Genomic DNA, 24,863 nt, shown 5'->3' with positions numbered 1-24,863 from the left:
AAACATTTTACCAATGGATAGATGTTTATTATAAATTGTCATTCAAACGATCAATGAATCGTGAGAATGCAAGATTATTTAATGATGATTTATTATAGGACATATAAAGCGTGTTTGAGGGCAGCGGGTGTTCAAGTTTTATTTGCTTTAGCTGAAGTGTTTTATGGTAACTGCGATATAATTCGTAAGGCACAATACCAATTAAATCGGTAACTGCAATTGTATTAATAATGGTAAACAGAGAGGAACTGCGAAACGATATTTTACGGTCTGCCATGAGTGCCTCTATTTCCATCTGGAAATCTTCTAATCCAGGGATTTTAGATATCAGAAAGGTAAATTCTTCATCAAGAATTTGTGCATGGGTACTCCGTTCATTTATTCTCGGATGGGTAGTACTACAGATGAGTGTATTACGAATTGACTGAAATGGGACACAGCTTACAGAACGACTGATAACCGGTGCCAATGTCACTACGAGATCCGCTTTGCGGTAAGCCAGTAAATCTTCGGCGCTTTCTACGGCCATCATAATGTCATGATGTTCAATGTCGATAATCGCATCCTGGCGCAGACTATTGATCAAAAGGCTGCCGTTTGTCGCAGAGATGAATTGTGGACCATAGATTATAAATTTTTTCTTTAATTCAGATTTATTGACGATATTTATTGTTTGTTCCAGGTTTCTAAGGTTTTTCTCAAGATGATGATGAAGATTTAACCCAGTAGTCGTTGGCGTAATACCTTTTCCGGCACGAGTAAACAAAGGATCATTAAACTGTGTACGTAAGCGCTGCAGGGACTGACTAACCGCAGAGGGCGTTATATATAGCGATTCTGCAGCCTTACTAATGCTGAGATGTTGGTAAATGCACTCGAAGATTACCAGTAAATTTAAGTCAAATTTTTTTAAGTCGTAAAGATTGGCCATGATGTACTCCATTCATATCATTGCACTCATCATGATATTCATTAAATCTATAATATGAATTAATATATTTGTATTTATTATGTTCTTTTACTTAATTCATGATTAAGTTTTTCTAAAATAGCATAGTCGATTTATTGTTTGTGATCAATTCTTGCGGTTTTCAGGATAACTGAAAAGCTGTATATATTCCAGTTATCCATGATTTAATATTATTTATTTCCCATGATGATATTTAAGGTCTTTTGATCCGGTAATCCGACCGCCTGTTGCAATGTATTCTCCGGACTCATGTAGTAGATAGCAGGTGTGACGTTTGCGCCAAGTTCATCCATCAGTTTTTCATTTGCACTTAAGATTTTCATTTGCTCTGCACCAACGGTGGCCGGAATGTTTAGCTTCTTGTCTGATGCTTCATACTCTTGCCATGCTTTAGCCGGATCTTTAGCCGCGAGGATCGCCGCCGCAGTCGCTGGGCTTTCCGGTTTGATTACGCCAACCAGTAGTGTGCGAAGCTGAACTTTGCCAGTCTCAACCCACGGGCGCGTCTGCTGCCAGAACTGTTTACAATACGGACAAAATGGATCGGCAAAGACATAAACCACAACAGGCGCATCTTTTTTGCCGTCGAGGATCCAGTGGGATTGCTCCATCCGTTGCCACATTTCACGACCGACTGGCGCATAAATCTCTTTTTCAATAAGCGTGTTACTCAGGTTTTCACCTTTTTCGTTGTACATATAACCTGAGATGGCGTGCTTGCCGTCTGGTGTCAGGTAGATAGTAACTCCCATATCCTGATACTTTCCGAGATAACCTTTCATTCCCCCGGGGGCATCAAAAGATTTGAGGATAGTAATACCCTGTTTTTCAATGGCTTTTACTGGGGCTGGAAGTTCCTCTGCGAAGGCGACTGCAGGAAGCAGAGCCAATAAAAGTATCTTTTTTAACATTAATTTGTCCTTTTCAGTCAGTGCAAAATTTGAGTAAAAGGCATAACCTATCACTGTCATAGGTAAGAGCTTAGAACAGGTGATTGCCCTTTGTTTATGAGGGTGTTGTAATCCCTCTCGGCATTGCGGTCGTCATCGCAACACCGCAGCCTGCTGAACAGGCGCTGAAGATACCAAAGGGTAGTTCAGGTTACGCGGCCACCTGGAAAGGAGGCCCATTTTACTTTTATCGCCGCTGGCGGTGCAAAGTTCACAAAGTTGTCTTACGAAGGTTGTAAGGTAAAACTTATCGATTTGATAATGGAAACGCATTAGCCGAATCGGCAAAAATTGGTTACCTTACATCTCATCGAAAACACGGAGGAAGTATAGATGTCCTTGATTAACACCAAAATTAAACCTTTTAAAAACCAGGCATTCAAAAACGGCGAATTCATCGAAATCACCGAGAAAGATACCGAAGGCCGCTGGAGCGTCTTCTTCTTCTACCCGGCTGACTTTACTTTCGTATGCCCGACCGAACTGGGCGACGTTGCAGACCATTACGAAGAACTGCAGAAACTGGGCGTAGACGTATACGCAGTATCTACCGATACTCACTTCACCCACAAAGCATGGCACAGCAGCTCTGAAACCATCGCGAAAATCAAATACGCGATGATCGGCGACCCGACTGGCGCCCTGACCCGTAACTTCGACAACATGCGTGAAGATGAAGGTCTGGCTGACCGTGCGACCTTCGTTGTTGACCCGCAGGGTATCATCCAGGCAATCGAAGTTACCGCTGAAGGCATTGGCCGTGACGCGTCTGACCTGCTGCGTAAAATCAAAGCTGCTCAGTATGTAGCTTCTCACCCAGGTGAAGTTTGCCCGGCTAAATGGAAAGAAGGTGAAGCAACTCTGGCTCCGTCTCTGGACCTGGTTGGTAAAATCTAAATTTCCTTCGTCTTTCGCGCTACCAACTCCGGCGCGAAATACTTCGGAAATTCACCTAATTCTTCGGGTGCTGCGGCACCCGATTTTCTTCCCCGCATCATGATGCAAGCTGCATCCAGGTAGCCGATGAAGGCCGCTTGCATGATGATGTTTAAAGCCCAGGAGATAAACATGCTCGACACAAATATGAAAACTCAACTCAAGGCTTACCTTGAGAAATTGACCAAGCCTGTTGAGTTAATTGCCACGCTGGATGACAGCGCTAAATCGGCAGAAATCAAGGAACTGTTGGCTGAAATCGCAGAACTGTCAGACAAAGTCACCTTTAAAGAAGATAACAGCTTGCCGGTGCGTAAGCCGTCTTTCCTGATCACCAACCCAGGTTCCAACCAGGGGCCGCGTTTTGCAGGCTCCCCGCTGGGTCATGAGTTCACCTCGCTGGTACTGGCGCTGCTGTGGACCGGTGGTCATCCGTCGAAAGAAGCGCAGTCTCTACTGGAGCAGATCCGCAACATTGACGGTGATTTTGAATTCGAAACTTATTATTCGCTCTCTTGCCACAACTGCCCGGACGTGGTGCAGGCGCTGAACCTGATGAGCGTACTGAACCCGCGCATCAAGCACACTGCAATTGACGGCGGCACCTTCCAGAACGAAATCACCGATCGCAACGTGATGGGCGTTCCGGCAGTGTTCGTAAACGGGAAAGAGTTTGGCCAGGGCCGTATGACTATTTCCGAAATCGTCGCCAAAATCGATACTGGCGCTGAAAAACGTGCAGCAGAAGAGCTGAACAAGCGTGACGCTTACGATGTGCTGATTGTCGGTTCTGGCCCGGCAGGGGCTGCGGCAGCAATTTACTCCGCACGTAAAGGCATCCGTACTGGTCTGATGGGCGAACGTTTTGGCGGTCAGATCCTCGATACTGTTGATATCGAAAACTACATCTCTGTGCCGAAAACCGAAGGCCAAAAACTGGCAGGCGCGCTGAAGGTTCACGTTGATGAATACGATGTTGATGTGATTGATAGCCAGAGCGCCAGCAAACTGATCCCGGCAGCGATTGAAGGCGGCTTGCATCAGATTGAAACGGCTTCCGGCGCGGTACTGAAAGCTCGCAGCATTATCGTGGCGACCGGTGCAAAATGGCGCAACATGAACGTTCCGGGCGAAGATCAGTATCGCACCAAAGGCGTGACCTACTGCCCGCACTGCGACGGCCCACTGTTTAAAGGCAAACGCGTAGCGGTTATCGGCGGCGGTAACTCCGGTGTGGAAGCGGCAATCGACCTGGCAGGGATTGTTGAACACGTAACGCTGCTGGAATTTGCCCCAGAAATGAAAGCCGACCAGGTTCTGCAGGACAAACTGCGCAGCCTGAAAAACGTCGACATCATTCTGAATGCGCAAACCACGGAAGTGAAAGGCGACGGTAGCAAAGTCGTAGGTCTGGAATATCGTGATCGTGTCAGTGGCGATATTCACAACATCGAACTGGCTGGTATTTTCGTCCAGATTGGTCTGCTGCCGAACACCAACTGGCTGGAAGGCGCAGTAGAACGTAATCGTATGGGTGAGATAATCATTGATGCGAAATGCGAAACCAACGTCAAAGGCGTGTTCGCTGCCGGTGACTGTACGACGGTTCCGTACAAGCAGATCATCATCGCTACTGGCGAAGGTGCTAAAGCCTCTCTGAGCGCTTTTGACTACCTGATTCGCACCAAAACTGCATAAGAAGAAGTAAGATTCACCTGCAATTGCTTAGCCGCCGGGGTCAAACCTGGCGGCTTTTTTTATAAAAAACGCCCTGCCGGGATTGCTCAGGGCAGGGCGTCATAAATGCGTTAATTTGTTAACGAACGACTAATACCGGCAGATTGGCGTGGCGGATCACGTTGGAAGCGTTGGAACCTAACAGATGGGTTGAAATCGATGGATTTCGCGAACCGATAACCACAACATCCGCATCCAGTTCTTTAGCTAACTCGTTCACTTCATCTCGCACGTTACCAAAACGGACATGTGGTTTGATACGGGATGGATCAATATTGAAATGGCCGACCATTGTCTGTAAGCGCTCTTCGGCTTCATGTTGCAAATGTTCTTCGAAACGACGCACATCAGCAGCAAAACGGTGCAGACTAAGGCTTGCGGCGCCCGGTAATACATGGAGTAAATGAATTACGCCATCATCCTGGGCGAGAAATTCAGCGTGACGAACGGCTTTGTCGCTCAATTCCATTTCAAATACGTCTACTGGCATAATGATTGTTTTGTACATAAGCATTCCCTCCTTGCTATTGCATGAACATATGACAGCATATTATTGATTATGATTCTATGATTTGCGAAGTTGATTTGATCTGGGATAGCAATTGATCTGGAAAATGGATTAAGTCAGCTACTACCAGCGTTGCTCAAGATATAGCACTGCCACAACAAGAATTGCTGCAATGAATATATAAAACGCAGTAATACCGAGAGCTTCGCTCATAGGGGGATCCGCTGGTGGATAACTTGTTCAGATTAGAACGCAGCGGTGAAGAGCAAAATGATAAGTCTGGTTGATATTTGAGCGGAAAGAGGATGCAGAAGCATCCTCCGGGCAAAGCGAATAACGCTTGTGCAGATGGGATTAAAGCAGGTAGTCGCCAGCGGCTTCAGGCTGGTATTCGAGTTCCAGCACTTCAAGGTGGGTAGCAACGCCGCCCGGAAGTTCCCAGTGGATGGTATCGCCAACGCGCAACCCCAGCAGTGCGGCACCAACCGGAGCCATAACGGAAAGTTGAGTATTGCTGTCGGTCATTTTTGCCGGATACACCAGTGTACGCACACGGACTTCGCCATCGCTAAGATTGCGGAATTTAACCCGGCTGTTCATCGTCACCACATCGTGCGGCATCTCTTCTGGCGAACACATTTGGGCGCGATCCAACTCTGCGTTTAACGCGTCGGCGATTGGCAAACCGGCATAGGCAGGTTGCTCCAGCAGAATATCGATGCGTTCGGCATCCAGGTCGTTAATGATGATTGTTGGTCTGGACATTTTTACTCCATGTCGTCGGTACTGCGATTGTCGCAGATAAACATACCCAAAAGAAAACCCTCACCGTCAGGCGGCGAGGGTTTAGCTCATATGATGATACTGACTGTTGCTCACTCTTTGAAGTGATTTACATCACATTCAGGTAATTCCTTAATGCTGAGCGATTTGTATAAATCTCAATCGAAAAACAGCGTAATGGATAAATTTTCGTGATGGATCAACGTCCGCTGCGCTGGATCTCAATAACCTGCTTTATCAATCACAAAGGCTTTGCCACAGTTGCCTGGGTGAGGTTGTGGCAAGAATGAGCTTGCCGAGAGCGGCGCATTGATGGCATCAGCTTTGATTGAAATCTGGATTTCAGTCAAATACGCCGGATTACCCTGGCACGTTAACTTGACCGCTTTGACGTTCTCTTTCCCCCAGCTTTTGGCAAAGGCGTCGTCAAAGTCACTGCGGCTCACGGTTTTACCGTAGTTATCAGCGAGGAATTTTCCGGCTGCGCTCTCTTTGATCTCTTGATTCAGACGTACCATCGTCCCGAAGTAAGCGTCCGGATCAAAACCAAAGCAGGCGCCGTGTTTCGCGTATTCATAACGTTCCAGACAGGAACGACCACCTGCGCCCGGCATAACTTCACTCAATTTAGCTGCTGTTTCCAGCGATAACCCTGTTTCCGGTGAAGAACACATCCGGCTGGCGCGCGCTTCCGGCAGGTTTGGGACTGGGCGAGTGGCGCAGCCGAAGCGCATCCAGCGGCGTTCATCAACGCCACGCGCAGCAACCGATTTAGGTAATCCTGGCCACAGACCATGTACGGTCAGAAAATCGGCCTTGTTGCTCGTTTCGGTTTGCAGTCGACACTCATCGCGTTCGTTACGATTTCGGTCGTGCTGACTCTGGCAAAACCCGGTTTGCCAGGAAAGAGCTAAAACGTAACGATCAAAATCGCCATACTGTTTTGCCTGTAATGCAGCGGCGTTGACAGAAGATAAGGGGAGCAGAGAAGCCGCCAGTAAAGCGGCGTTACGCCAGAATATTTTCATAGTGGGTGTGGAACTCATACATGCACTGAATACTATCTATTAAATCATAAAAAAGCCCGCCAGGTTGGCTAACCTGGCGGGCGCGGTGATTTATTCAGCGTTTGGCGAACGTATTAGTTCCACATGGCGAGAATCGGCCAGCCTACCAGAAGCAGCATGGCAATATAAATCACCCCGAAGATAGCCCCAAGACGCCAGTAATCTTTTGATTTCACATAGCCGCAGCCGTAAATAATCACACCTGGGCCAGTAGCATATGGGGTCAGACAGCCCATGATACCGATAGACAGCACCAGCAGAATACACAGTTGTTCCATCGGTACGCCCGGAATACCTTTACCGACCGCCAGAATGACCGGCAGCATGGTTGCGGTGTGCGCTGACAGGCTGGCAAACAGGTAATGAGCAAAATAGAACACCAGCACGAGAACGACAACCGTCGCATTTGGCGAAAAACCTTCCAGATGCGTACTCATGGTGCTGGCGAACCAGTCGATAAATCCGGAACGAGTCAGGCCATTAGCCATGACGACCAGCGTTGCCAGGTTGACCAGCGTGTTCCATGCGCTGTAATAACGGGTAATGTCTTTCCACGGCACAACGTGCAGCGCCAGCATCAGCGAAACAGCCAGCAGGCCAACCGCAGTGGCATTAATCACTTCGCTGCCAAATACCCATAAACCTAAGCTGAGCAACACAAGGCCAATCAGCGTCCATTCTCTGCGTGTCAGCGCCCCCATGGTTTTTAGTTCATCACCCGCCCAGGTTGCCACTTCTTCACTGTGTGTGATTTCCGGTTTGTACAGCACGTAGGAAAGCCACGGCGCAATGATAAGCAAGATAACCCCAACCGGCAGGAAGCAGAGGAACCACTGCAACCAGCTAATCTGGATACCGGCAATTTTGCTGACGAACTCCAGACCCAGTACGTTTGGTGCCGCACCGGTGACAAACATGGAAGAACTCAGACTGGTACTAATGACCATCATCCACATCAAATAGCCGCCAATACGACGCGCGGACGGATCGTTCGGGAATGATTTAAATAGCGGCGGCAGGTTTTTAATGACCGGGAAAACCGTACCCCCGGTACGCGCGGTGTTAGACGGTGTAAACGGCGCCAGCAGAATGTCGATGATGACAATCGCATAACCCAACGTCAGCGTGCGTTTCCCCATGAATTTCACCAGGAAAAGGGCAATACGACGGCCTAATCCAGAAACTTCATATCCTAATGCAAAGATAAATGCGCCAAATACCAGCCAGACTGTGGTACTGGAAAAACCAGCCAACCCCCATTTCAGCGCCTGTTTTTGCGCATTAAACGCTGGGTCAGCTAATTCTTTGGCGTCAAAGAGCAGGTAATTACTGCCAATCACGCAAATGGTTACTGCAATAAAACTGATCGCTGTTGCCGGGATTGGCTCGAGGATCATTCCGACAATCATTGCCACAAACACAGCGAAGTAATGCCATGCCTGCGGCGGCATACCGTCGGGGACAGGGATAAGAAACATGACGCCCATCACCACCAGTGGGGCCAATAGTTTCCATATATTATCTTTTGCTAAAGACATACGGGTTCTCCGAAAATTAATATTTCCAAATTTATCAAGTGCTTAAATTATTAAATCTGTGCTAAAAACCAGGTAAGGATCAGCAGGTCGGCACTGCCGCCTGGACTGAGATTTCGTTCGATACACTCCCTGTCGAACTGCCGGAGATAATCGAGATCGGCGGGGGTTCGAATGCCCCCTTTTTGCAATAGTGTTTGCGCCTCGCGCTGTAGCCAGCGAAGGCCCCCCTCACCACCGCGCGATGCAACGTTGGTATCGCCGTTGGTAGCCATCAGTAGGAGCAAGGTATCGAGCAATGCCAGTTCAGGATCTAGCCCCTGATCCAGCAGAGTGAGGTAATGCGGTAGGGCGTGGTTGATCACCAGTGGATAACCTGCTTCGGCTTCACCGCGCGCGCCGGTAAGGCCAAGCTGCTGGTACAACCGTTGACCTGCGGTCAGTTGTTGATTATTGGTACGCAGTTCGCGCTCGGTCAGACCACGGCAGAAACTTGCCGCCGTCGAACAAACGGTTGTGGGCGTTACCGGCTGGTTGAGCTGAAGCAAACGGCCAATTGCCGCACATAGCAGCCCTAAAGAAAAAATGCTGCCTTTATGCGTGTTTACGCCCGCAGTGGCGCGGAACATATCGCCTTCACAGGCCATACCAATTGGGCGTAATCCGTGGAGTACCGCTTCCGGTGCCATTTCTGCACTACAGGCACCAAATTCAATGAAACGGGGTAACCAGCCCTGGATCGCCAGTGCGCTACGGTGGAAATCTTCCAGCGCCATATCTTTGTGCGCACCGCAGTTAATGCGATCTACCAGGCCTGGTTTCGGTGACAGATTGACTTCAGTCAGCATGGCGCGCCAGCCCAGCAGGGCGTATTCATTGATTAATGACGCAGCAAGCTTTGTGGTTTTAGTTGACGTTGCAGGCATCGACATCGTTCAGCAGCGCCTCCATGCGGTTGAGTAAATCGGTCAGTTGGTGGGTTTTCCCGCGCGCGCAGACGGCTGCGCTTTGCTCGCATAGCAGGCAGCGGCGAGGCGGCAGCGAATAATCGCGGCGGGAGAGAATTTCGCCTCCGGGCGTCAGGACATCGATATCCCATAAACGCCCGAGAGGATGACTATGTTCAAGCTCAATCGTGGCGAGCTTGAGGTCGCGAGCTGGAGCGGCAATGCTCAACATGCCCTCCGGCCCGCTGGCGGAAACCAGTGCAGCCTGCTCCTGAATTTGCCAGCCCTGCTTTGCGGCTAAAGCGCGCAAGGCTGTCACGCCATGATTAAAAATTCGGCGTGTGACCTCGCTGTCTTTAATCGGACCCGGCGCAACCACGGTAAAGGAGACCAGTGGAACAGGATGGCGCTTGAGCCAGGCGTGTTGCCGTGCTTGCCTTTCATCCCGGCTGACGAGCAACTCGGGAATTGAAACCGCATGGTGGCTGGCGAGTTCAGGGAGCAGGTGCATGGCTTATTCCTTCACCTGATGCACAACGTCAATCACCGAGCCATCGCGGTAGCGCACGACGGCAACGACGCGGTCGGTGAATTCAATCGGCTGTGGTTCACCGGTCAGCAGACGCGCACGTTCGCGCAGCCACTCAATGGAAACCACTTTTATGCCTGCTTCCTGCAGACGTTCTGCCAGTTCCGGACGTGCCGGGTTAACAGCGATGCCGTGGTCGGTGACCAGAATATCGACGCTGGACCCTGGGGTAATGCAGGTCAGCACGTTATCCACCAGAGTAGGGATACGACCGCGCACCAGCGGCGCAACAATGATGGAAAGCGCAGAGGCAATTGCGGTATCGCAGTGACCGCCGGAAGCGCCACGCAGCACACCGTCAGAGCCGGTCAGCACGTTAACGTTGAACTGGGTATCAATTTCCAGCGCGCTCAGTACCACCACGTCGAGACGATCAACCGATGCGCCTTTAGAGCCCCAGTTAGCGTACTGGTTGGCACTGATTTCGATGTGATTCGGGTTACGGGCCAGCGATTGCGCAGCGTGGCTGTCAAAGCTCTGCACATCCAGCAGTTTGCGGATCAGACCTTTTTCGTGCAGATCAACCATCGTTGCGGTAATGCCACCGAGGGCGAAGTCGGCGCGAATATCGCGGCTACGCATTTTGTCTTCCAGGAAACGGGTTACCGCAAGCGAAGCGCCGCCGGTGCCGGTCTGCATGGAGAAACCTTCTTTGAAGTAGCCAGAGTTGACAATCACATCCGCAGCGCTGCGGGCAATCAGCAGTTCGCGCGGGTTAGTGGTCATACGGGTTGCGCCAGCACCGATTTTCGCGGCATCGCCAACGCGATCAACTTTGACGATCAAATCAACCTGATCTTGCTCAATGCTTGCCGGATTATGCGGATAAGGCAGCAGTTCTTCGGTGAGCATCACGACCTGTTTTGCGTTGTCGGCATCAACCATTGCATAGCCGAGGGAGCCGCAGCAGGCTTTACCGGTGTAGCCGTTGGCATTACCGAATTCATCACAGGACGGGACGCCGAGGAAAGCGACGTCGATGTTCAGTTCGCCGCTCTGTACCAGATGCACGCGACCGCCGTGGGAGTGGATTTGCACCGGTTCAGCCAGCAGGCCACGGGAGATTTCTTCTGCCAGTGGGCCGCGTAAACCGGAGGTATAAATGCGGGTAACCACGCCCTGGCGAATGTGTTCTACCAGCGGCGCATGGCAATCACTCAGGGAACTGGACGCCAGGGTCAGGTTTTTAAAGCCCATCTTCGCGATGACGTCCATCACCATATTGACGGTCAGGTCACCACCACGAAAAGCATGGTGGAAGGAGACGGTCATACCATCTTGCAAACCAGAACGACGAATGGCTTCTTCCAGGTTGGCGCACAGTTTGCGATCGCGCGCTTTTTCAGCCTGATAGGTTTGTTTCGGCGAGTTCTGGAAAGCGGCAAGATCGCATTCAGCGTGACGATTCCAGGCTGCTACCCGTTCTTGTCGTTGAGATTGTTCAATTTTCTGCGTCATTTTGATTGCCTTATTCTTCGCGGATGCCGGAAAGTTCTGCACGGGAGAGCACCAGACGGGCGCGATCGATAACCGGACCGTCAACCATCTTGCCGTTCAGGGAAACGACGCCAAGGCCTTCGCGAGCGGCGGCTTCAGCGGCTTCTACGACGCGGCGTGCGTGATCCACTTCTTTCTGGGTTGGAGCGTAGAGGTTGTGCAGCAGATCAATCTGACGCGGGTTGATCAGCGATTTGCCGTCAAAGCCCAGTTGTTTGATGTGGGCGGCTTCTTGCAGGAATCCAGCTTCGTTGTTGGCGTCGGAATAGACGGTATCGAACGCCTGAATACCCGCAGAACGTGCGGCCTGCAAAATAGAGCAGCGAGCGAACAGCAGTTCAGTTCCTTCCGGAGAGCGTTCTGTACGCAGGTTGCGCACGTAGTCTTCTGCACCGAGGGCGATACCGATCAAACGCTCGGAAGCATGAGCGATTTCCACCGCGCGGGTAATGCCCAGCGGAGATTCAATCGCCGCCAGCAGCCCAGTGCTGCCTGGTTCGCGACCACAGGCTTTTTCAATACGCAGGATCTCTTTTTCGATATCCAGAACGTCCTGAGCGGTATCGGTTTTCGGCAGACGCACAACGTCTGCGCCACCGCGAACGACGGCTTCCAGGTCGTTAACGCCCCATTCAGAATCCAGTGCGTTAACACGTACGATGGTTTCAATATCGCGATACAGCGGATGTTGCAGCGCGTGGTAGACCATGCGACGTGCGGTGTCTTTTTCACGCAGCGCCACGGAGTCTTCGAGGTCGAACATCAGAGCATCAGCCGGGTAGATGAAGGAGTTGCTGACCATCGCGGCATTGGCGCCAGGCACAAACAGCATGCTGCGGCGGGTGCGAGTTTTACGTTGTTGCAGCGAAGCGGAAATCATTGGCAATCCTCCCATGGCAGCGCCGGGATACCGCTGGCGCGTGCCAGCAAGGCTTCCAGTCGTGCACGTAAAATGCAGTCCAGTGCGCCTTTGTCATCGACATTCAGCTGTACGCCGCGCACGTTATAGCGGGCGAGAACGTCCAGAATGGTGGTGCGAATCGCATCGCCAAACTGTTTCTCAACGCTGCTGTTGATTTGCAGGTCGATATCCTGCGTATCGAGTGGGGCGATGCGTATCATCACATCCCCAGACTCAAGGGTGCCTGCAACGGCGGGCTGGTTTATTTTCATTTTTCACCTGTTTCTTATGCGGGGGTCTTTTGACGAACTGCCGCGTCCTGGCGGGCGTGTTCAAGCAGATTCTGCAAGTAATGCAGAGTGGGTGCCGGGACCAGTGGCGCGATAGCCGTGAGATCGTTTTTCACCAGCAGTTGACGTACCCGGGAAGCGGATATCGGCAGTTCCTGGTAACGCAGTCGCTCAATTTCAACCAGTTCGATGGGCGGTGCGGAGATGGTCGGTGTTTCCAGCCAGTAGCGCATATCCTGGTTGTACTGAGCGGTCACGCGACAAATGGGTTCAGTACCAACAAAGCGGTGAGTAACGCCCAGCGCGGGCGCGAGGTACTGACGGAAAATTTTCAGGTCAATTTCGGTGTAACAATGGTTGATGACGCTCTGTTCTTTAATGAAGTAGCAGGGGAACGTGGCACGGGAGATGATGTACTCGGAGCCGCGATGCACGGTCAGGCGCGGAATATCGGCGGTGCCTTTTAACACCAGATCTAACCGGTCGTCATAGGGAAAGCGTGAAGAGTCTTCTTTGACTAAAAACAGATGCAGCCAGTCGCACTGTGCCGCAGCTTGTTGAATCAGATAACGGTGGCCGTTAGTAAAGGGATTGGCGTTCATGACGATACAGCCAATCTTCTTCCCTTCATGACGGAATTTCTTCAGCGATTCGGCATAGCGTTTCAGACGTGTGGCGCTATTTTCCATCAACACCATCACGCCAGGTACGCTGGTTAACGTATAGAAACCGCACTGACGGAACAGCGCCTCGTATTCGGTTTTGGTATAAATAAACAGATGCGTGCTGTGCCGTTCATAGGCGAGGTTTATCAGTTCGGTGGCTAATGTCAGCGCCAGTCCTTCACCACGAACTGATTCACTAATAGCGACGCACTTAATGATATTTCCGGCAATTCCGCCGCAGGCAATAAGGCGGTCGTTACGGGTTACGGTAATAAATACTTCGACCGTGGTGTCAACACTCAAATCATTTTCATGCAGAAAGTGGGTAATTTCCGCCATCTTTTTATTTTCTGAACGTTTTACCCGGGTGAAAATATCATTGCCGAACATAATAAATAGTATCCTGAAGGTGCATGTTGTTATCGATTTGCAACAAATGTTGTTCGATGTAGCAAATTGATAACCTTTTATTTTCAGTTGAGAGAAAGGGTTGTGAGTGAGGTATTTCTGTTTCTCCTTTCGCCATACATCCTAAGGAGTATTGCATCGTGAAATTTTGATTTATTTCACATAGAGTTAGTGGTTTTTTATTTATTTAATGGTTTTAAGTTTTTTAATTAATGTAATTACGAATTGACCCGTAGGTTTAATTGATTTAATTGATTTAATGAATGAAATTTGTCACGATCATATTTGATATTTATAAATCGAGATTCAACATTTTAATTACATCCGCCAAAAAACAGGGCTTACCCCGCAAGGAAAACAATGTTGCAGTTTAATGAGAATAAACAGTTTGCTTTTTTCCAACGACTGGCGTTCCCGTTGCGTATTTTTTTGCTGATTTTGGTGTTCTCGATATTTGTCATCGCTGCGTTGGCGCAATATTTTACGGCCAGCTTTGAGGACTATTTAACGCTTCATGTTCGTGACATGGCAATGAATCAGGCGAAAATTATTGCCTCCAATGACAGTATCATCACCGCAGTGAAAATGCGTGACTACAAACGGCTGGCGACTATCGCCAACAAATTGCAAAGAGACACCGACTTCGATTATGTGGTGATTGGTGACCGGGATTCGATCCGCCTTTACCATCCTAATCCGGAAAAGATTGGTTACCCCATGCAGTTTACCAAACCGGGAGCGCTGGAAAGAGGGGAGAGTTACTTCATCACCGGCAAAGGGTCGATAGGTATGGCAATGCGCGCCAAAACGCCGATCTTTGATGACGATGGCAAAGTCATTGGCGTGGTGTCGGTGGGGTATCTGGTAAGTAAAATCGATAGCTGGCGGGCAGAGTTTTTATTACCGATGGTGGGCGTGTTTGTCGTGCTGTTAGGCATTCTGATGCTGCTGTCGTGGTTCTTAGCTGCGCATATCCGCCGCCAGATGATGGGGATGGAACCAAAGCAGATTGCGCGCGTGGTCCGCCAGCAAGAGGCGCTTTTTAGTTCGGTTTATGAAGGGCTGATTGCGGTGGACCCGTATGGGCATATTACTGCCATCAACCGCAACGCAAGAAAAATGTTGGGGCTGAGTTCCCCCGGACGGCAGTGGTTGGGCAGACCTATTGCAGAGGTTGTCAGACCGGCTGATTTCTTTACCGAACAAATTGATGAAAAACGTCAGGATGTGGTGGCGAATTTTAATGGTCTGAGCGTTATTGCTAACCGCGAAGCTATTCGTTCTGGTGATGATTTGCTAGGTGCAATTATTAGTTTTCGTAGTAAAGACGAAATATCTACCCTTAATGCGCAACTGACGCAAATTAAACAATATGTCGAAAGCCTGCGCACACTACGTCATGAACATCTCAATTGGATGTCTACGCTCAATGGTCTGTTGCAGATGAAAGAGTATGATCGTGTGCTGGCGATGGTTCAGGGGGAGTCCCGGGCTCAGCAGCAACTTATTGATAGTCTGCGTGAAGCATTTGCCGACCGCCAGGTGGCGGGGCTTCTTTTTGGTAAAGTGCAGCGCGCCCGGGAGCTGGGGCTAAAAATGACGATTGTTCCAGGCAGCCAACTTTCACAACTGCCGCAAGGGCTGGACAGCACTGAATTTGCGGCGATAGTGGGCAACTTACTCGATAATGCCTTCGAAGCCAGTCTGCATAGTGATGAAGGGAATAAGACAGTCGAATTATACCTGAGCGATGAAGGCGACGACGTGGTAATTGAAGTGGCCGATCAGGGCTGCGGCATTCCAGAGTCTCTTCGCGACAAAATATTTGAGCAGGGCGTCAGTACGCGTGCTGATGAACCCGGTGAGCATGGCATTGGGTTGTATCTTATTGCCAGCTATGTAACGCGCTGCGGTGGTGTTATCACTCTCGAAGAGAATGATCCCTGCGGTACTTTATTTTCAATCTATATTCCGAAAGTGAAACCTGATGACAGCTCCATTAACCCTATTGATCGTTGAGGACGAAACACCGTTGGCAGAAATGCATGCGGAATATATTCGTCACATTCCCGGCTTCAGTCAGATATTGCTGGCGGGAAACCTGGCGCAGGCCCGAATGATGATCGAGCGTTTTAAGCCGGGGCTTATCTTGCTGGATAACTATCTCCCTGATGGTAGAGGCATTAATTTGTTGCATGAGTTGGTGCAGACGCATTACCCCGGCGATGTGGTGTTTACCACTGCCGCCAGCGATATGGAAACGGTATCTGAGGCTGTGCGCTGCGGTGTGTTTGATTATTTAATCAAGCCAATCGCTTATGAGCGTCTGGGGCAGACATTAACTCGTTATCGCCAGCGTAGACACATGCTGGAAAGTATTGATAGCGCCAGTCAGAAGCAAATTGATGAGATGTTCAACGCTTACGCTCGCGGTGAACCAAAGGATGAGCTGCCAACTGGCATTGACGCGTTGACGCTAAACGCAGTGAGAAAACTGTTCAAGGAGCCAGGTGTGCAACATACGGCTGAGACAGTAGCGCAGGCTTTGACCATAAGCCGCACCACCGCGAGACGTTATCTTGAATATTGCGCCAGCCGACATCTGATCATCGCCGAGATTGTTCACGGCAAAGTCGGTCGGCCGCAGCGCATTTACCACAGCGGATGAAGAGAGTGCCGGAGGACGCGCTCCTCCGGCCTGGGAAATTACTTACCAGCAACCGCGGCGGTAGTACCGGGCACCATCAACTCTGTAGCCACAATGACAATCACCAGCCCAACAAGCACCGGCACCGAGGTGCGTTTAACCACTTCAAAAGGTGATATTTTAGCCATCCCGGCAACGGCAACCACCACGCCAGAGACTGGCGAAAGCGTGCGCCCCAGGTTTGATGCCTGCAGCATCGGGATTGTCAGGTACGCCGGGTTAATACCGGAAGAGTGTGCCAGTTTCGGGATCATCTCAACAAAGGCATAGAAAGGCGCATTGCCGGAACCCGTGGTGACTGCTGCCAGCATTGTCAGGATAACCAGCACCAGCATCAGGATTATGCTCGCCGAACCGAACGAGGTGGCGATTGAGATCAGGCTCTGGATAAAGCCGATGGTGCTAAGGCCCTGAGCGAAAACCCCTGCGGCAACTAATAACATTACTACGTTAGCGAAGGCATCAGCCATGCCGCGGTAAGCCACCTCGAGGCCCGAAAAGACTTTTTGCGTATTAAAGCCGCGAAGAAATTCCAGAACAGAGGCAACCAGCATACAGATCACCAGAATGGTGATGATGTGCAATTGCGGACCCCATTTGCCGTCAAAAAATAGCACGCCAATGATCGGTGTAAACGGCAGAATGGCGTAAAACGCAGGCGCGGTGGTTGTGATTTCGCTGACATCTAACATTTCATGAGAGATGTGCTCTTTTTTGTCCAGATAACGCTGCCAGAAAAAGTGGGCAATCGCCATGCCGATAATCGCGGCAATTGAGATAGGAAGTGTTGTTTTGAAGGCGAAATCAATCAGCGGCATTTCAGAAGCCTGTGCTGCCAGCACCACATCACCAGATGTTGGTGCGAGAATAATTGCTGCAGGTGAGGCACAAATGGCAGCTGCCGCGCCGCGACTGATGCCAACGTTCACCATCACCGGGAACAACGTTGCCATCAGTAAAACGCCAAGACCGGTTGCGGAAGAGACTGCCAGTGACATCAGACAGGCGACAAAGTAGGCGGCAATCATCAGCAGGTAAGGGGAGTTAATGTACTGCAGCGGTTTTGATGCCAGTTTGACAACCATATCGTTCGCGCCAATGTGGGTCATATAAGCGGCAAAGCCACACAGCATCATGATCATCATGCCGAGATCGCCGCCACGGCTCATCAGTAATATTTTAATGTATTCAACGATATCTGTGGCGCTGTAGCCAGTGGAAGTCTGGCTGGAAGGTAAAACTTTGTGTCCCATTATAGCGCTGATGATCAGCAGTAGCAGGCCGCCAACAAATAGCACCCCAGTGGCGGAATACCCTTTAATGATGTAGCGAGCTACACCCACAATAACGACAACCCCAATAAGGAGTTCAATAAATGTCTGCATATTCTTTCCTGTCTCCAGAATCTACAATAAATAATAAAAAAGTCCTAAAATAAGAAAAAAAATATGCCGAATAAATTGACATCGGATGCTGATTGAAATCAAGAAAGCTGTCATTAAGACATTGATGTTGTTGTTTTTATACCTGGATAACAAAATTTATTTTAGGGGGAGTAAATACAACATAATGATGTTTATAAACTGATGAGTAATTGATGCGATTTTGTTAATTATTTTATGGTATTTTGTCCGTCCAAAAAATAATCTTGTATGCGTATCATGTGGCAATGCAAACAATGATTTTATTGATGATTTTATTGTATCTAATTGAAAAATAAGTGAATGATAAATTTTTTTATGGGTGTGGCTTTTATTTGCATGAGTTGTTCTTTAGCTGAAAATATTTCTTAGTCTCCGGAGTAATCTGATGGTTTTATTAGCAAATTTCATGAAATAAATTTTTCAGGCGCTCGGATTATTCTTTATGTTTGCCTTGTTAAGGTTGTATTTATTTTTCTTTGGCTATGCTGGTAATATATTTTTGATAAGTTTTCTGTGGTTGCTAATGGGCGCTAGTAAATGTGTTACCGTATTTTCCTTTACTTTTATTCAGTTAATCAGCATTGAAGAAGTTTCTGCTAGTGCAGAGCAATGGATTGCGACATTTAAAGATAATGTCGCAGAAACCTGGCAGCGGCCAGAACATTATGATCTGTATATTCCCGCCATTACCTGGCATGCACGTTTCGCTTATGACAAAGAAAAGACCGATCGCTATAACGAAAGACCGTGGGGTGGCGGTTTTGGTCAGTCACGTTGGGATGAGAAAGGCAACTGGCACGGTTTGTACGCGATGGCGTTTAAGGATTCGTGGAATAAATGGGAGCCCATTGCCGGATACGGTTGGGAAAGTACCTGGCGACCGCTTGCCGATGAAAACTTTCATGTCGGTCTGGGATTCACCGCTGGTGTGACGGCGCGTGATAACTGGAACTACATACCTGTTCCGCTGATACTGCCATTGGCTTCTGTGGGCTATGGGCCTGCAACTTTTCAGATGACCTATATCCCTGGCACTTACAACAATGGCAATGTTTACTTTGCCTGGATACGGTTTCAGTTTTAGACAAGTCACGTTTTAATAAAAGCCTTAAAAATCAGCATGTAATGAAATTAACATCAAAAATAACGCGACTTTTATCACTTTTTAGTAAAGTTGCACTGGACAAAGCGTACCACAATTGGTGTACTGGTAACCGACACAGCATTTGTGTCTATTTTTCATGTAAAGGTAATTTTGATGTCTAAGATTAAAGGTAACGTTAAGTGGTTTAATGAGTCCAAAGGATTCGGTTTCATTACTCCGGAAGACGGCAGCAAAGATGTGTTCGTACACTTCTCTGCAATCCAGACTAATGGTTTTAAAACTCTTGCTGAAGGTCAGCGCGTAGAGTTCGAAATCACTAACGGTGCCAAAGGCCCTTCTGCTGCAAACGTAATCGCTCTGTAAGATACGTCAGCAAGAATTCAAAACCCGCTTATTCAGCGGGTTTTTTTTGGTCTTCAGTGTGCGGTTGATGCTGAAAATAGCCAAAAAGCCACTGCGGTCATGGCAAAGGAACCTAACAGGTTAACGAAGACGTTCAGTAGCGCCCAGCCAAAACGCCCCTCCTGCAATAAAAACACCACTTCTGCCGAAAATGTTGAGAAGGTCGTTAGCCCGCCACAAAAACCAGTGGTGATTAATACTTTCCACACCGGATCGATATTAGTCATGCGGCTAAACCAGGCAAACCCCATTCCTATGATAAATGCCCCAATCAGGTTTGCTGCCAGAGTTCCGAGTGGAATAGCCTGGTGCAGTGGGTTAAACCGCATACTTAACATCCATCTCGCCACGCTTCCCGTACCACCACCAATAAAAACTGCTAAAAGGAGTTGTAACACAGCTAAATCCTGCTATTTGATTTGTATGAGTGATAAGTTTAACGCCGAATATTCGTCGTTGGCGAATTTTACAACTCTGACAGGAGGTGGCAATGCTGGTTGCCGCAGGACAATTTGCTGTTACATCAATATGGGAAAAGAACGCTGAGATTTGCGCCTCGTTAATGGCACAGGCGGCGGAAAACGACGTATCGCTGTTTGTCCTGCCGGAAGCGCTTCTGGCGCGCGACGATCTTGACCCGAATTTGTCAGTTAAATCGGCACAGTTGCTGGAAGGGGAATTCCTCGGACGTTTACTGCGGGAAAGTAAACGTAACATGATGACGACGATTCTGACGATTCATGTTCCCTCAACCCCTGGGCGCGCGCGGAATATGCTGGTGGCGCTGCAGGCGGGGAAAATTGTCGCCCATTATGCCAAATTGCATCTCTATGATGCGTTTGCCATTCAGGAATCGCGCCATGTGGATGCAGGTGATGAAATAGCCCCTTTACTGGAGGTTGAAGGCATGAAAGTGGGGCTGATGACCTGCTATGATTTACGCTTTCCAGAGTTGGCATTAGCCCTGGCATTACAGGGCGCGGAAATCCTGATCCTGCCAGCGGCCTGGGTTCGCGGGCCACTCAAAGAGCACCACTGGTCAACCTTGCTAGCCGCTCGTGCTCTGGATACCACCTGTTATATGGTGGCTGCGGGGGAGTGCGGGAACAAAAATATCGGGCAAAGCCGGATTATAGATCCCTTTGGCATCACCATTGCGGCAGCGGCAGAAATGCCAGCGCTCATTATGGCGGAAGTGACGCCCGAACGTGTGCGTCAGGTGCGCGCGCAACTTCCCGTCTTAAACAACCGTCGCTTTGCGCCGCCGCAATTATTATGATGTTTTTTTACTCGGTGCTTGATTCACCTTGTTACAGATTGCTATTGTGTGCGCGCGTCGAATGACCGTTAATATTCTCTGGTTTTTAAGGCGCGTTCTGTTGCCAGTTTTATGTCAAGAAGGTATCTATGGGTGAGATTAGTATTACCAAACTGCTGGTAGTTGCGGCGCTGGTCGTTCTGCTGTTTGGGACTAAGAAGTTACGTACGCTGGGCGGAGACCTGGGAGCGGCCATTAAAGGGTTCAAGAAAGCGATGAATGATGATGACGCTGCGGCTAAAAAAGGCGCAGACGTTGATATTCAGGCTGAAAAGCTCTCTCATAAAGAGTGACGTGGCGAGCAGGACGCTCCCTCAATATCTTGTTCGATAAAAAAACCCGCTTCAGATAGCGGGTTTTTTATCAGACAGATGTAAGCAATTATTACACGATTACTTAACTTCCATCCCTTTCGCCTGCAAGTCGGCGTGATACGAAGAGCGGACAAACGGACCGCATGCAGCATGGGTAAAGCCCATCGCCAGCGCTTCGGCCTTCATTTCATCAAACTCATCCGGGCTAACGTAGCGTTGTACCGGCAGGTGATGGCGGCTTGGCTGCAGATATTGCCCCAGTGTCAACATGGTTACACCATGGCGGCGCAGATCGCGCATGACTTCAATAATCTCTTCATTGGTTTCACCCAGTCCCACCATCAAACCGGATTTGGTCGGGATCTCCGGATGCGCTTCTTTAAAGCGTTCCAATAGTTTTAGCGACCAGTTGTAATCTGCGCCCGGGCGTACCTGACGGTAAATACGCGGTACGTTTTCCAGGTTGTGGTTGAACACATCTGGCGGCGTGGCGGTCAGAATATCCAGCGCACGATCCATACGACCACGGAAATCCGGCACCAGAGTTTCAATTTTGATTTCCGGGCTTTTTTCCCGGATGGCAGTAATGCAATCCGCAAAGTGCTGGGCTCCGCCATCGCGCAGGTCATCGCGGTCAACGGAGGTGATAACCACATAACGCAGCGCCATATCAGCAATGGTCTGCGCCAGTTTTACCGGCTCGTTGGCATCCGGGGCGACCGGGCGACCGTGGGCAACGTCACAGAACGGACAACGGCGGGTACAAATGGCACCGAGGATCATAAACGTTGCTGTGCCGTGGTTGAAGCATTCTGCCAGGTTAGGGCAGGAGGCTTCCTCACAGACAGAATGCAGGCCATTTTTGCGCATTGCGGCTTTGATGCCCTGGATACGTGTAGAGTCCGCGGGAAGCTTGATTTTCATCCATTCCGGCTTGCGCAGCAGGGCTTCGCGCTCTGTTGCCACGTTTTTAACCGGGATAAGGGCCATCTTATCGGCATCGCGGTATTTAACACCGCGTTCCATCACAATGGGTTTACTCATAGCGTGCGTGTTCCAGTTGCGAATTACGAAGGAAAGCGTTTCAATTCAATAGATTGTTGTAATTATCAACTATTTTTGAATTAACGACTGGCAGTATATCATTGAAACGGCCCAGAAAGCAGCCAAAGCGGTCGCGAAAATGTAAAATTGTTGTTGGTTTGTGCCATTTTATCGTTCGGCACTGTGAACTCTATGTAACGATACTTTTTCAAAACACATTCGATAGCATCAGTTCCCCGCGAAGTATTGGAACACGCTGACTGCAATGACCCAATATGATTTGGGTCATTTATGAGGGAGAATTAAGCAGGGATATATTCTACGTCAGGATTTTTGAGTAGCGCTAAAATATTTGCCAGTAAGCGTGGTGCAATATTATCGGTGGTCGCATCAGGTTTCCATTGTGATATTTTTGCCATTTCCATCCCGGCATAACCACAAGGGTTGATACGTAAAAATGGCGAAAGATCCATATTGACGTTTAATGCCAGACCGTGGAATGAACAGCCGCGGCGAATACGCAATCCGAGCGAACAAATTTTCTTTTCCCCAACGTAGACACCTGGAGCATCAGCCCGAGGGTGCGCTTCAATATCCAGCTCGGCCAGAGTATTCACTACCGTTTGTTCGAGCAAGGTCACCAGCTCACGCACGCCCAACTTCCTACGTTTGAGGTTAAGCAATACATACATCACCTGTTGCCCCGGCCCGTGATAAGTTACCTGGCCGCCGCGATCGCTCTGGATCACCGGAATATCACCCGGCATTAAAATATGTTCCGCTTTACCTGCTTGTCCCTGGGTGAATACAGGATGGTGTTCAACCAACCAGATTTCATCAAGGGTATTTTCATCACGGGTATCGGTGAATTCATGCATAGCCTGAGAAATAGGCTCGTAAGGCTGAAGGCCGAGCTGGCGGACAAGAATTTTATCCTGATACAAAACGGCATCTCCGTGGAGAATGAGTAAAAGTGGGGAAAATTATATCACAGCGAGGGGTGGGGAGTTACCCGACCAGAGGCCGGGTAACGGAGAAGCGAATTACAGAACCATACGGACGATATCGATTTTGCCCAGTTCTTCGTACAGAGTTTCAACCTGCTCGATATGAGTGGCGTTGATAGTGATAGATACCGAGTGGTAGTTGCCTTTGCTGCTTGGTTTTACCGTTGGGTTGTAGTCACCTGGCGCATGGCGCTGTACCACTTCAACCACCTGATCAACCAGCTCAGGTAACGCCTGCCCCATTACTTTGTAGGTAAAAGGAGTAGGGAATTCAAGCAGTTCGTTAAGTTTGGTTTTCATGTCAGCTCCGGCGTAACGTAATTAAATAGCAACTCCCGCCAGAGGGCGGGAGTTTTTTACTGATGCTTAGTATATGGGGGCGGAAATTACACTTTCAAGTGTTCAATTTTTAGCCGAACCAGTGATGGAACATTAATTTAATGTAATCAATGATTTTGCCGAAGAAGTTACCTTCAGGAATTTCCTGTAACACCACCAGCGGGCGTTGTTCGATAGTTTTGCCATCAAGCTGGAAGTTGATGGTGCCAACGACCTGGTTCTTTTGCAGCGGCGCATGCAGTTCACTGCTGTTCAGCACGTAGCTAGCTTTCAGGTCTTTCATGCGGCCACGCGGAATGGTCAGGTAAACGTCTTTATCAACCCCTAACGAAGCGCGGTCAGTATTACCAAACCAAACCGGTTCAGAGGCGAACTCTTTGCCAACTTTCAGTGGGTTAACCGTTTCGAAGAAACGGAAGCCCCAGGTCAGCAGTTTTTTACTTTCGGTTTCACGGCCTTTGAACGTGCGTCCGCCCATGACTGCGGAGATCAGACGCATCTGACCTTCCGTTGCGGAGGCGACAAGGTTGTAGCCCGCCTTGTCAGTATGGCCAGTTTTGATTCCGTCGACATTCAGGCTGTTATCCCATAGCAGGCCGTTACGGTTGAGCTGGCGAATACCGTTAAAGGTAAACTCTTTCTCTTTATAGATAGCGTATTCGTTAGGGACATCACGAATCAGGGCCTGACCGATCAGCGCCATATCACGCGCGGAGCTGTACTGACCGTCAGCGTCCAGACCGTGTACAGTCTGGAAGTGGGTATTTTTCAGGCCCAGGGCGTTAACGTAACTGTTCATCAGACCAACGAAAGCATCCTGGCTACCGGCGGCGAAGTCAGCCATGGCAACACAAGCATCGTTACCAGATTGCAGGTTGATACCACGGATAAGCTGAGAAACCGGTACCTGCATGCCAGGTTTGAGGAACATCAGCGAAGAACCTCTGAACACCGGGTTACCGGTGGCCCAGGCGTCATTGCCGATGGTCACTAAATCAGATTCTTTGAATTTACCTGCTTTCATTGCCTGACCGATAACGTAGCTGGTCATCATTTTGGTCAGACTTGCAGGGTCGCGACGGACATCCGCATTTTGCTCGGCGAGCACTTTGCCGGAGTTATAGTCGATCAGGATGTAAGACTCCGCGTCGATCTGCGGTACACCCGGGATCATGGTTTTGATATTCAGGTCATCGGCATGTGCAGCAGAGATAAAGGCTGTGCAAAGAGCCGTGGTGAGCGCCAGGCGCTTCATGATACGAGCGGAAAAAATGGTATTCATGGTCTGAACTACGACATCCGTGATGGAATTTAAAATAAGTGCCCTACTATAGCAAATGCACTACCGCCAGGCATCCGACTTTCCGCGTGACTTTGTTAACGTCATTTACAGAAATTGACATTTCAGATGCCTGCTTTA

Annotated in this window: 28 protein-coding genes; 8 read left to right on the top strand and 20 right to left on the bottom strand. The window is 49.3% G+C overall.

Annotation, left to right across the window (positions count from 1 at the left end; genetic code table 11):
- Nucleotides 1–28: 28 nt before the first annotated feature.
- Together citR and dsbG are read right to left on the bottom strand one after the other, a co-directional pair.
- Nucleotides 29–931, bottom strand: coding sequence for a DNA-binding transcriptional repressor CitR (gene citR, locus AACS80_RS14945; RefSeq protein WP_135492605.1), 903 nt, complete (start codon nucleotides 929–931; stop codon nucleotides 29–31).
- Between the two features lie 209 nt (nucleotides 932–1,140).
- Nucleotides 1,141–1,881: a thiol:disulfide interchange protein DsbG gene (gene dsbG / locus AACS80_RS14940; protein WP_135490932.1), complete on the bottom strand. Its 741-nt coding sequence runs from the start codon at nucleotides 1,879–1,881 to the stop codon at nucleotides 1,141–1,143.
- Between the two features lie 372 nt (nucleotides 1,882–2,253).
- Here dsbG and ahpC point away from each other — a divergent pair, with 372 nt between their 5' ends.
- On the top strand, nucleotides 2,254–2,817 hold the full coding sequence (gene ahpC, locus AACS80_RS14935; protein ID WP_000052796.1) for an alkyl hydroperoxide reductase subunit C: 564 nt from the start codon (nucleotides 2,254–2,256) through the stop codon (nucleotides 2,815–2,817).
- Here ahpC and AACS80_RS14930 read toward each other — a convergent pair.
- Nucleotides 2,814–2,990 (bottom strand): hypothetical protein, encoded by a 177-nt coding sequence (locus AACS80_RS14930; RefSeq protein WP_165383272.1) that lies wholly within the window; start codon nucleotides 2,988–2,990, stop codon nucleotides 2,814–2,816. The two genes, ahpC and AACS80_RS14930, sit on opposite strands and share 4 nt — an antisense overlap.
- Between AACS80_RS14930 and ahpF the strand changes: the two genes are divergently transcribed.
- Nucleotides 2,989–4,554 carry an alkyl hydroperoxide reductase subunit F gene (ahpF, locus tag AACS80_RS14925; protein ID WP_135409659.1) on the top strand — a complete coding sequence of 522 codons (1,566 nt, stop codon included), beginning with the start codon at nucleotides 2,989–2,991 and terminating at the stop codon, nucleotides 4,552–4,554. The genes AACS80_RS14930 and ahpF overlap by 2 nt on opposite strands.
- A gap of 118 nt (nucleotides 4,555–4,672) precedes the next feature.
- On the opposite strand, the gene uspG is transcribed toward ahpF, so the two are convergent.
- The 11 genes from uspG to citC form a co-directional block, all read right to left on the bottom strand.
- The gene (gene uspG / locus AACS80_RS14920) at nucleotides 4,673–5,101 is read right to left on the bottom strand and encodes a universal stress protein UspG (RefSeq protein ID WP_130206453.1); all 429 of its coding nucleotides are present in this window, start codon (nucleotides 5,099–5,101) and stop codon (nucleotides 4,673–4,675) included.
- Nucleotides 5,102–5,224: 123 nt separating this feature from the next.
- The gene (gene yldA / locus AACS80_RS23985; RefSeq protein ID WP_367643826.1) at nucleotides 5,225–5,314 is read right to left on the bottom strand and encodes a small membrane protein YldA; all 90 of its coding nucleotides are present in this window, start codon (nucleotides 5,312–5,314) and stop codon (nucleotides 5,225–5,227) included.
- Nucleotides 5,315–5,455: 141 nt separating this feature from the next.
- Nucleotides 5,456–5,866, bottom strand: coding sequence for a nucleoside diphosphate kinase regulator (gene rnk, locus AACS80_RS14915; protein ID WP_130206455.1), 411 nt, complete (start codon nucleotides 5,864–5,866; stop codon nucleotides 5,456–5,458).
- 239 nt (nucleotides 5,867–6,105) lie between these two features.
- Nucleotides 6,106–6,912: a ribonuclease I gene (gene rna / locus AACS80_RS14910; RefSeq protein ID WP_135409660.1), complete on the bottom strand. Its 807-nt coding sequence runs from the start codon at nucleotides 6,910–6,912 to the stop codon at nucleotides 6,106–6,108.
- 113 nt (nucleotides 6,913–7,025) lie between these two features.
- Nucleotides 7,026–8,489 (bottom strand): citrate/succinate antiporter CitT, encoded by a 1,464-nt coding sequence (gene citT, locus AACS80_RS14905; RefSeq protein ID WP_135409661.1) that lies wholly within the window; start codon nucleotides 8,487–8,489, stop codon nucleotides 7,026–7,028.
- Between the two features lie 50 nt (nucleotides 8,490–8,539).
- Nucleotides 8,540–9,418, bottom strand: coding sequence for a triphosphoribosyl-dephospho-CoA synthase CitG (gene citG / locus AACS80_RS14900; protein ID WP_130206461.1), 879 nt, complete (start codon nucleotides 9,416–9,418; stop codon nucleotides 8,540–8,542).
- On the bottom strand, nucleotides 9,393–9,944 hold the full coding sequence (gene citX, locus AACS80_RS14895; RefSeq protein WP_135409662.1) for a citrate lyase holo-[acyl-carrier protein] synthase: 552 nt from the start codon (nucleotides 9,942–9,944) through the stop codon (nucleotides 9,393–9,395). Before citX ends, citG begins: the two co-directional genes overlap by 26 nt.
- 3 nt (nucleotides 9,945–9,947) lie before the next feature.
- The gene (gene citF, locus AACS80_RS14890) at nucleotides 9,948–11,480 is read right to left on the bottom strand and encodes a citrate lyase subunit alpha (protein ID WP_096987655.1); all 1,533 of its coding nucleotides are present in this window, start codon (nucleotides 11,478–11,480) and stop codon (nucleotides 9,948–9,950) included.
- Between the two features lie 10 nt (nucleotides 11,481–11,490).
- Nucleotides 11,491–12,399, bottom strand: a complete 909-nt coding sequence (citE, locus tag AACS80_RS14885; RefSeq protein ID WP_000622357.1) for a citrate (pro-3S)-lyase subunit beta — start codon at nucleotides 12,397–12,399, stop codon at nucleotides 11,491–11,493.
- Nucleotides 12,396–12,692, bottom strand: a complete 297-nt coding sequence (gene citD, locus AACS80_RS14880; RefSeq protein WP_000700703.1) for a citrate lyase acyl carrier protein — start codon at nucleotides 12,690–12,692, stop codon at nucleotides 12,396–12,398. Before citD ends, citE begins: the two co-directional genes overlap by 4 nt.
- A gap of 14 nt (nucleotides 12,693–12,706) precedes the next feature.
- Nucleotides 12,707–13,765: a [citrate (pro-3S)-lyase] ligase gene (gene citC, locus AACS80_RS14875; RefSeq protein ID WP_130206465.1), complete on the bottom strand. Its 1,059-nt coding sequence runs from the start codon at nucleotides 13,763–13,765 to the stop codon at nucleotides 12,707–12,709.
- Between the two features lie 378 nt (nucleotides 13,766–14,143).
- Between citC and dpiB the strand changes: the two genes are divergently transcribed.
- Nucleotides 14,144–15,802 (top strand): sensor histidine kinase DpiB, encoded by a 1,659-nt coding sequence (gene dpiB, locus AACS80_RS14870; protein WP_131161034.1) that lies wholly within the window; start codon nucleotides 14,144–14,146, stop codon nucleotides 15,800–15,802.
- Nucleotides 15,771–16,451, top strand: a complete 681-nt coding sequence (dpiA, locus tag AACS80_RS14865; RefSeq protein ID WP_130206469.1) for a two-component response regulator DpiA — start codon at nucleotides 15,771–15,773, stop codon at nucleotides 16,449–16,451. The genes dpiB and dpiA overlap by 32 nt, the downstream gene beginning before the upstream one ends.
- Before the next feature lie 38 nt (nucleotides 16,452–16,489).
- Here the strand turns inward: dpiA and dcuC are convergent, their stop codons facing one another.
- Nucleotides 16,490–17,875, bottom strand: a complete 1,386-nt coding sequence (dcuC, locus tag AACS80_RS14860) for an anaerobic C4-dicarboxylate transporter DcuC (RefSeq protein WP_130260242.1) — start codon at nucleotides 17,873–17,875, stop codon at nucleotides 16,490–16,492.
- Between the two features lie 562 nt (nucleotides 17,876–18,437).
- Here dcuC and pagP point away from each other — a divergent pair.
- Together pagP and cspE are read left to right on the top strand one after the other, a co-directional pair.
- Nucleotides 18,438–18,998 (top strand): lipid IV(A) palmitoyltransferase PagP, encoded by a 561-nt coding sequence (pagP, locus tag AACS80_RS14855; RefSeq protein WP_130206473.1) that lies wholly within the window; start codon nucleotides 18,438–18,440, stop codon nucleotides 18,996–18,998.
- A 174-nt stretch (nucleotides 18,999–19,172) separates the two neighbouring features.
- Nucleotides 19,173–19,382, top strand: coding sequence for a transcription antiterminator/RNA stability regulator CspE (gene cspE / locus AACS80_RS14850; protein ID WP_000034825.1), 210 nt, complete (start codon nucleotides 19,173–19,175; stop codon nucleotides 19,380–19,382).
- Between the two features lie 53 nt (nucleotides 19,383–19,435).
- Here the strand turns inward: cspE and crcB are convergent, their stop codons facing one another.
- Nucleotides 19,436–19,819: a fluoride efflux transporter CrcB gene (gene crcB / locus AACS80_RS14845; RefSeq protein WP_135406188.1), complete on the bottom strand. Its 384-nt coding sequence runs from the start codon at nucleotides 19,817–19,819 to the stop codon at nucleotides 19,436–19,438.
- A gap of 92 nt (nucleotides 19,820–19,911) precedes the next feature.
- On the opposite strand from crcB, the gene AACS80_RS14840 reads away from it, so the two are divergent.
- Together AACS80_RS14840 and tatE are read left to right on the top strand one after the other, a co-directional pair.
- Nucleotides 19,912–20,700: a deaminated glutathione amidase gene (locus AACS80_RS14840; RefSeq protein ID WP_138183850.1), complete on the top strand. Its 789-nt coding sequence runs from the start codon at nucleotides 19,912–19,914 to the stop codon at nucleotides 20,698–20,700.
- Nucleotides 20,701–20,828: 128 nt separating this feature from the next.
- A complete protein-coding gene (gene tatE, locus AACS80_RS14835; protein WP_064528973.1) occupies nucleotides 20,829–21,032 on the top strand; it encodes a twin-arginine translocase subunit TatE in 204 nt (67 codons plus the stop codon).
- A 99-nt stretch (nucleotides 21,033–21,131) separates the two neighbouring features.
- On the opposite strand, the gene lipA is transcribed toward tatE, so the two are convergent.
- From lipA to dacA, 4 genes are all read right to left on the bottom strand, one after another.
- Nucleotides 21,132–22,097 carry a lipoyl synthase gene (gene lipA, locus AACS80_RS14830; protein WP_000042625.1) on the bottom strand — a complete coding sequence of 322 codons (966 nt, stop codon included), beginning with the start codon at nucleotides 22,095–22,097 and terminating at the stop codon, nucleotides 21,132–21,134.
- A gap of 302 nt (nucleotides 22,098–22,399) precedes the next feature.
- Nucleotides 22,400–23,041: a lipoyl(octanoyl) transferase LipB gene (gene lipB / locus AACS80_RS14825; RefSeq protein WP_130206479.1), complete on the bottom strand. Its 642-nt coding sequence runs from the start codon at nucleotides 23,039–23,041 to the stop codon at nucleotides 22,400–22,402.
- Between the two features lie 99 nt (nucleotides 23,042–23,140).
- Nucleotides 23,141–23,404: a DUF493 family protein YbeD gene (ybeD, locus tag AACS80_RS14820; protein WP_130206481.1), complete on the bottom strand. Its 264-nt coding sequence runs from the start codon at nucleotides 23,402–23,404 to the stop codon at nucleotides 23,141–23,143.
- Between the two features lie 109 nt (nucleotides 23,405–23,513).
- Nucleotides 23,514–24,725: a D-alanyl-D-alanine carboxypeptidase DacA gene (dacA, locus tag AACS80_RS14815; RefSeq protein ID WP_064528971.1), complete on the bottom strand. Its 1,212-nt coding sequence runs from the start codon at nucleotides 24,723–24,725 to the stop codon at nucleotides 23,514–23,516.
- Nucleotides 24,726–24,863: the final 138 nt, after the last annotated feature.

It is taken from the genome of Escherichia sp. E4385 (genome assembly GCF_963883145.1).
In the GTDB taxonomy this organism is placed as follows: Bacteria; Pseudomonadota; Gammaproteobacteria; order Enterobacterales; family Enterobacteriaceae; genus Escherichia.
Note: the sequence above shows the minus strand (reverse complement) of the source record. Positions and strands in the feature narration are given on the sequence as shown.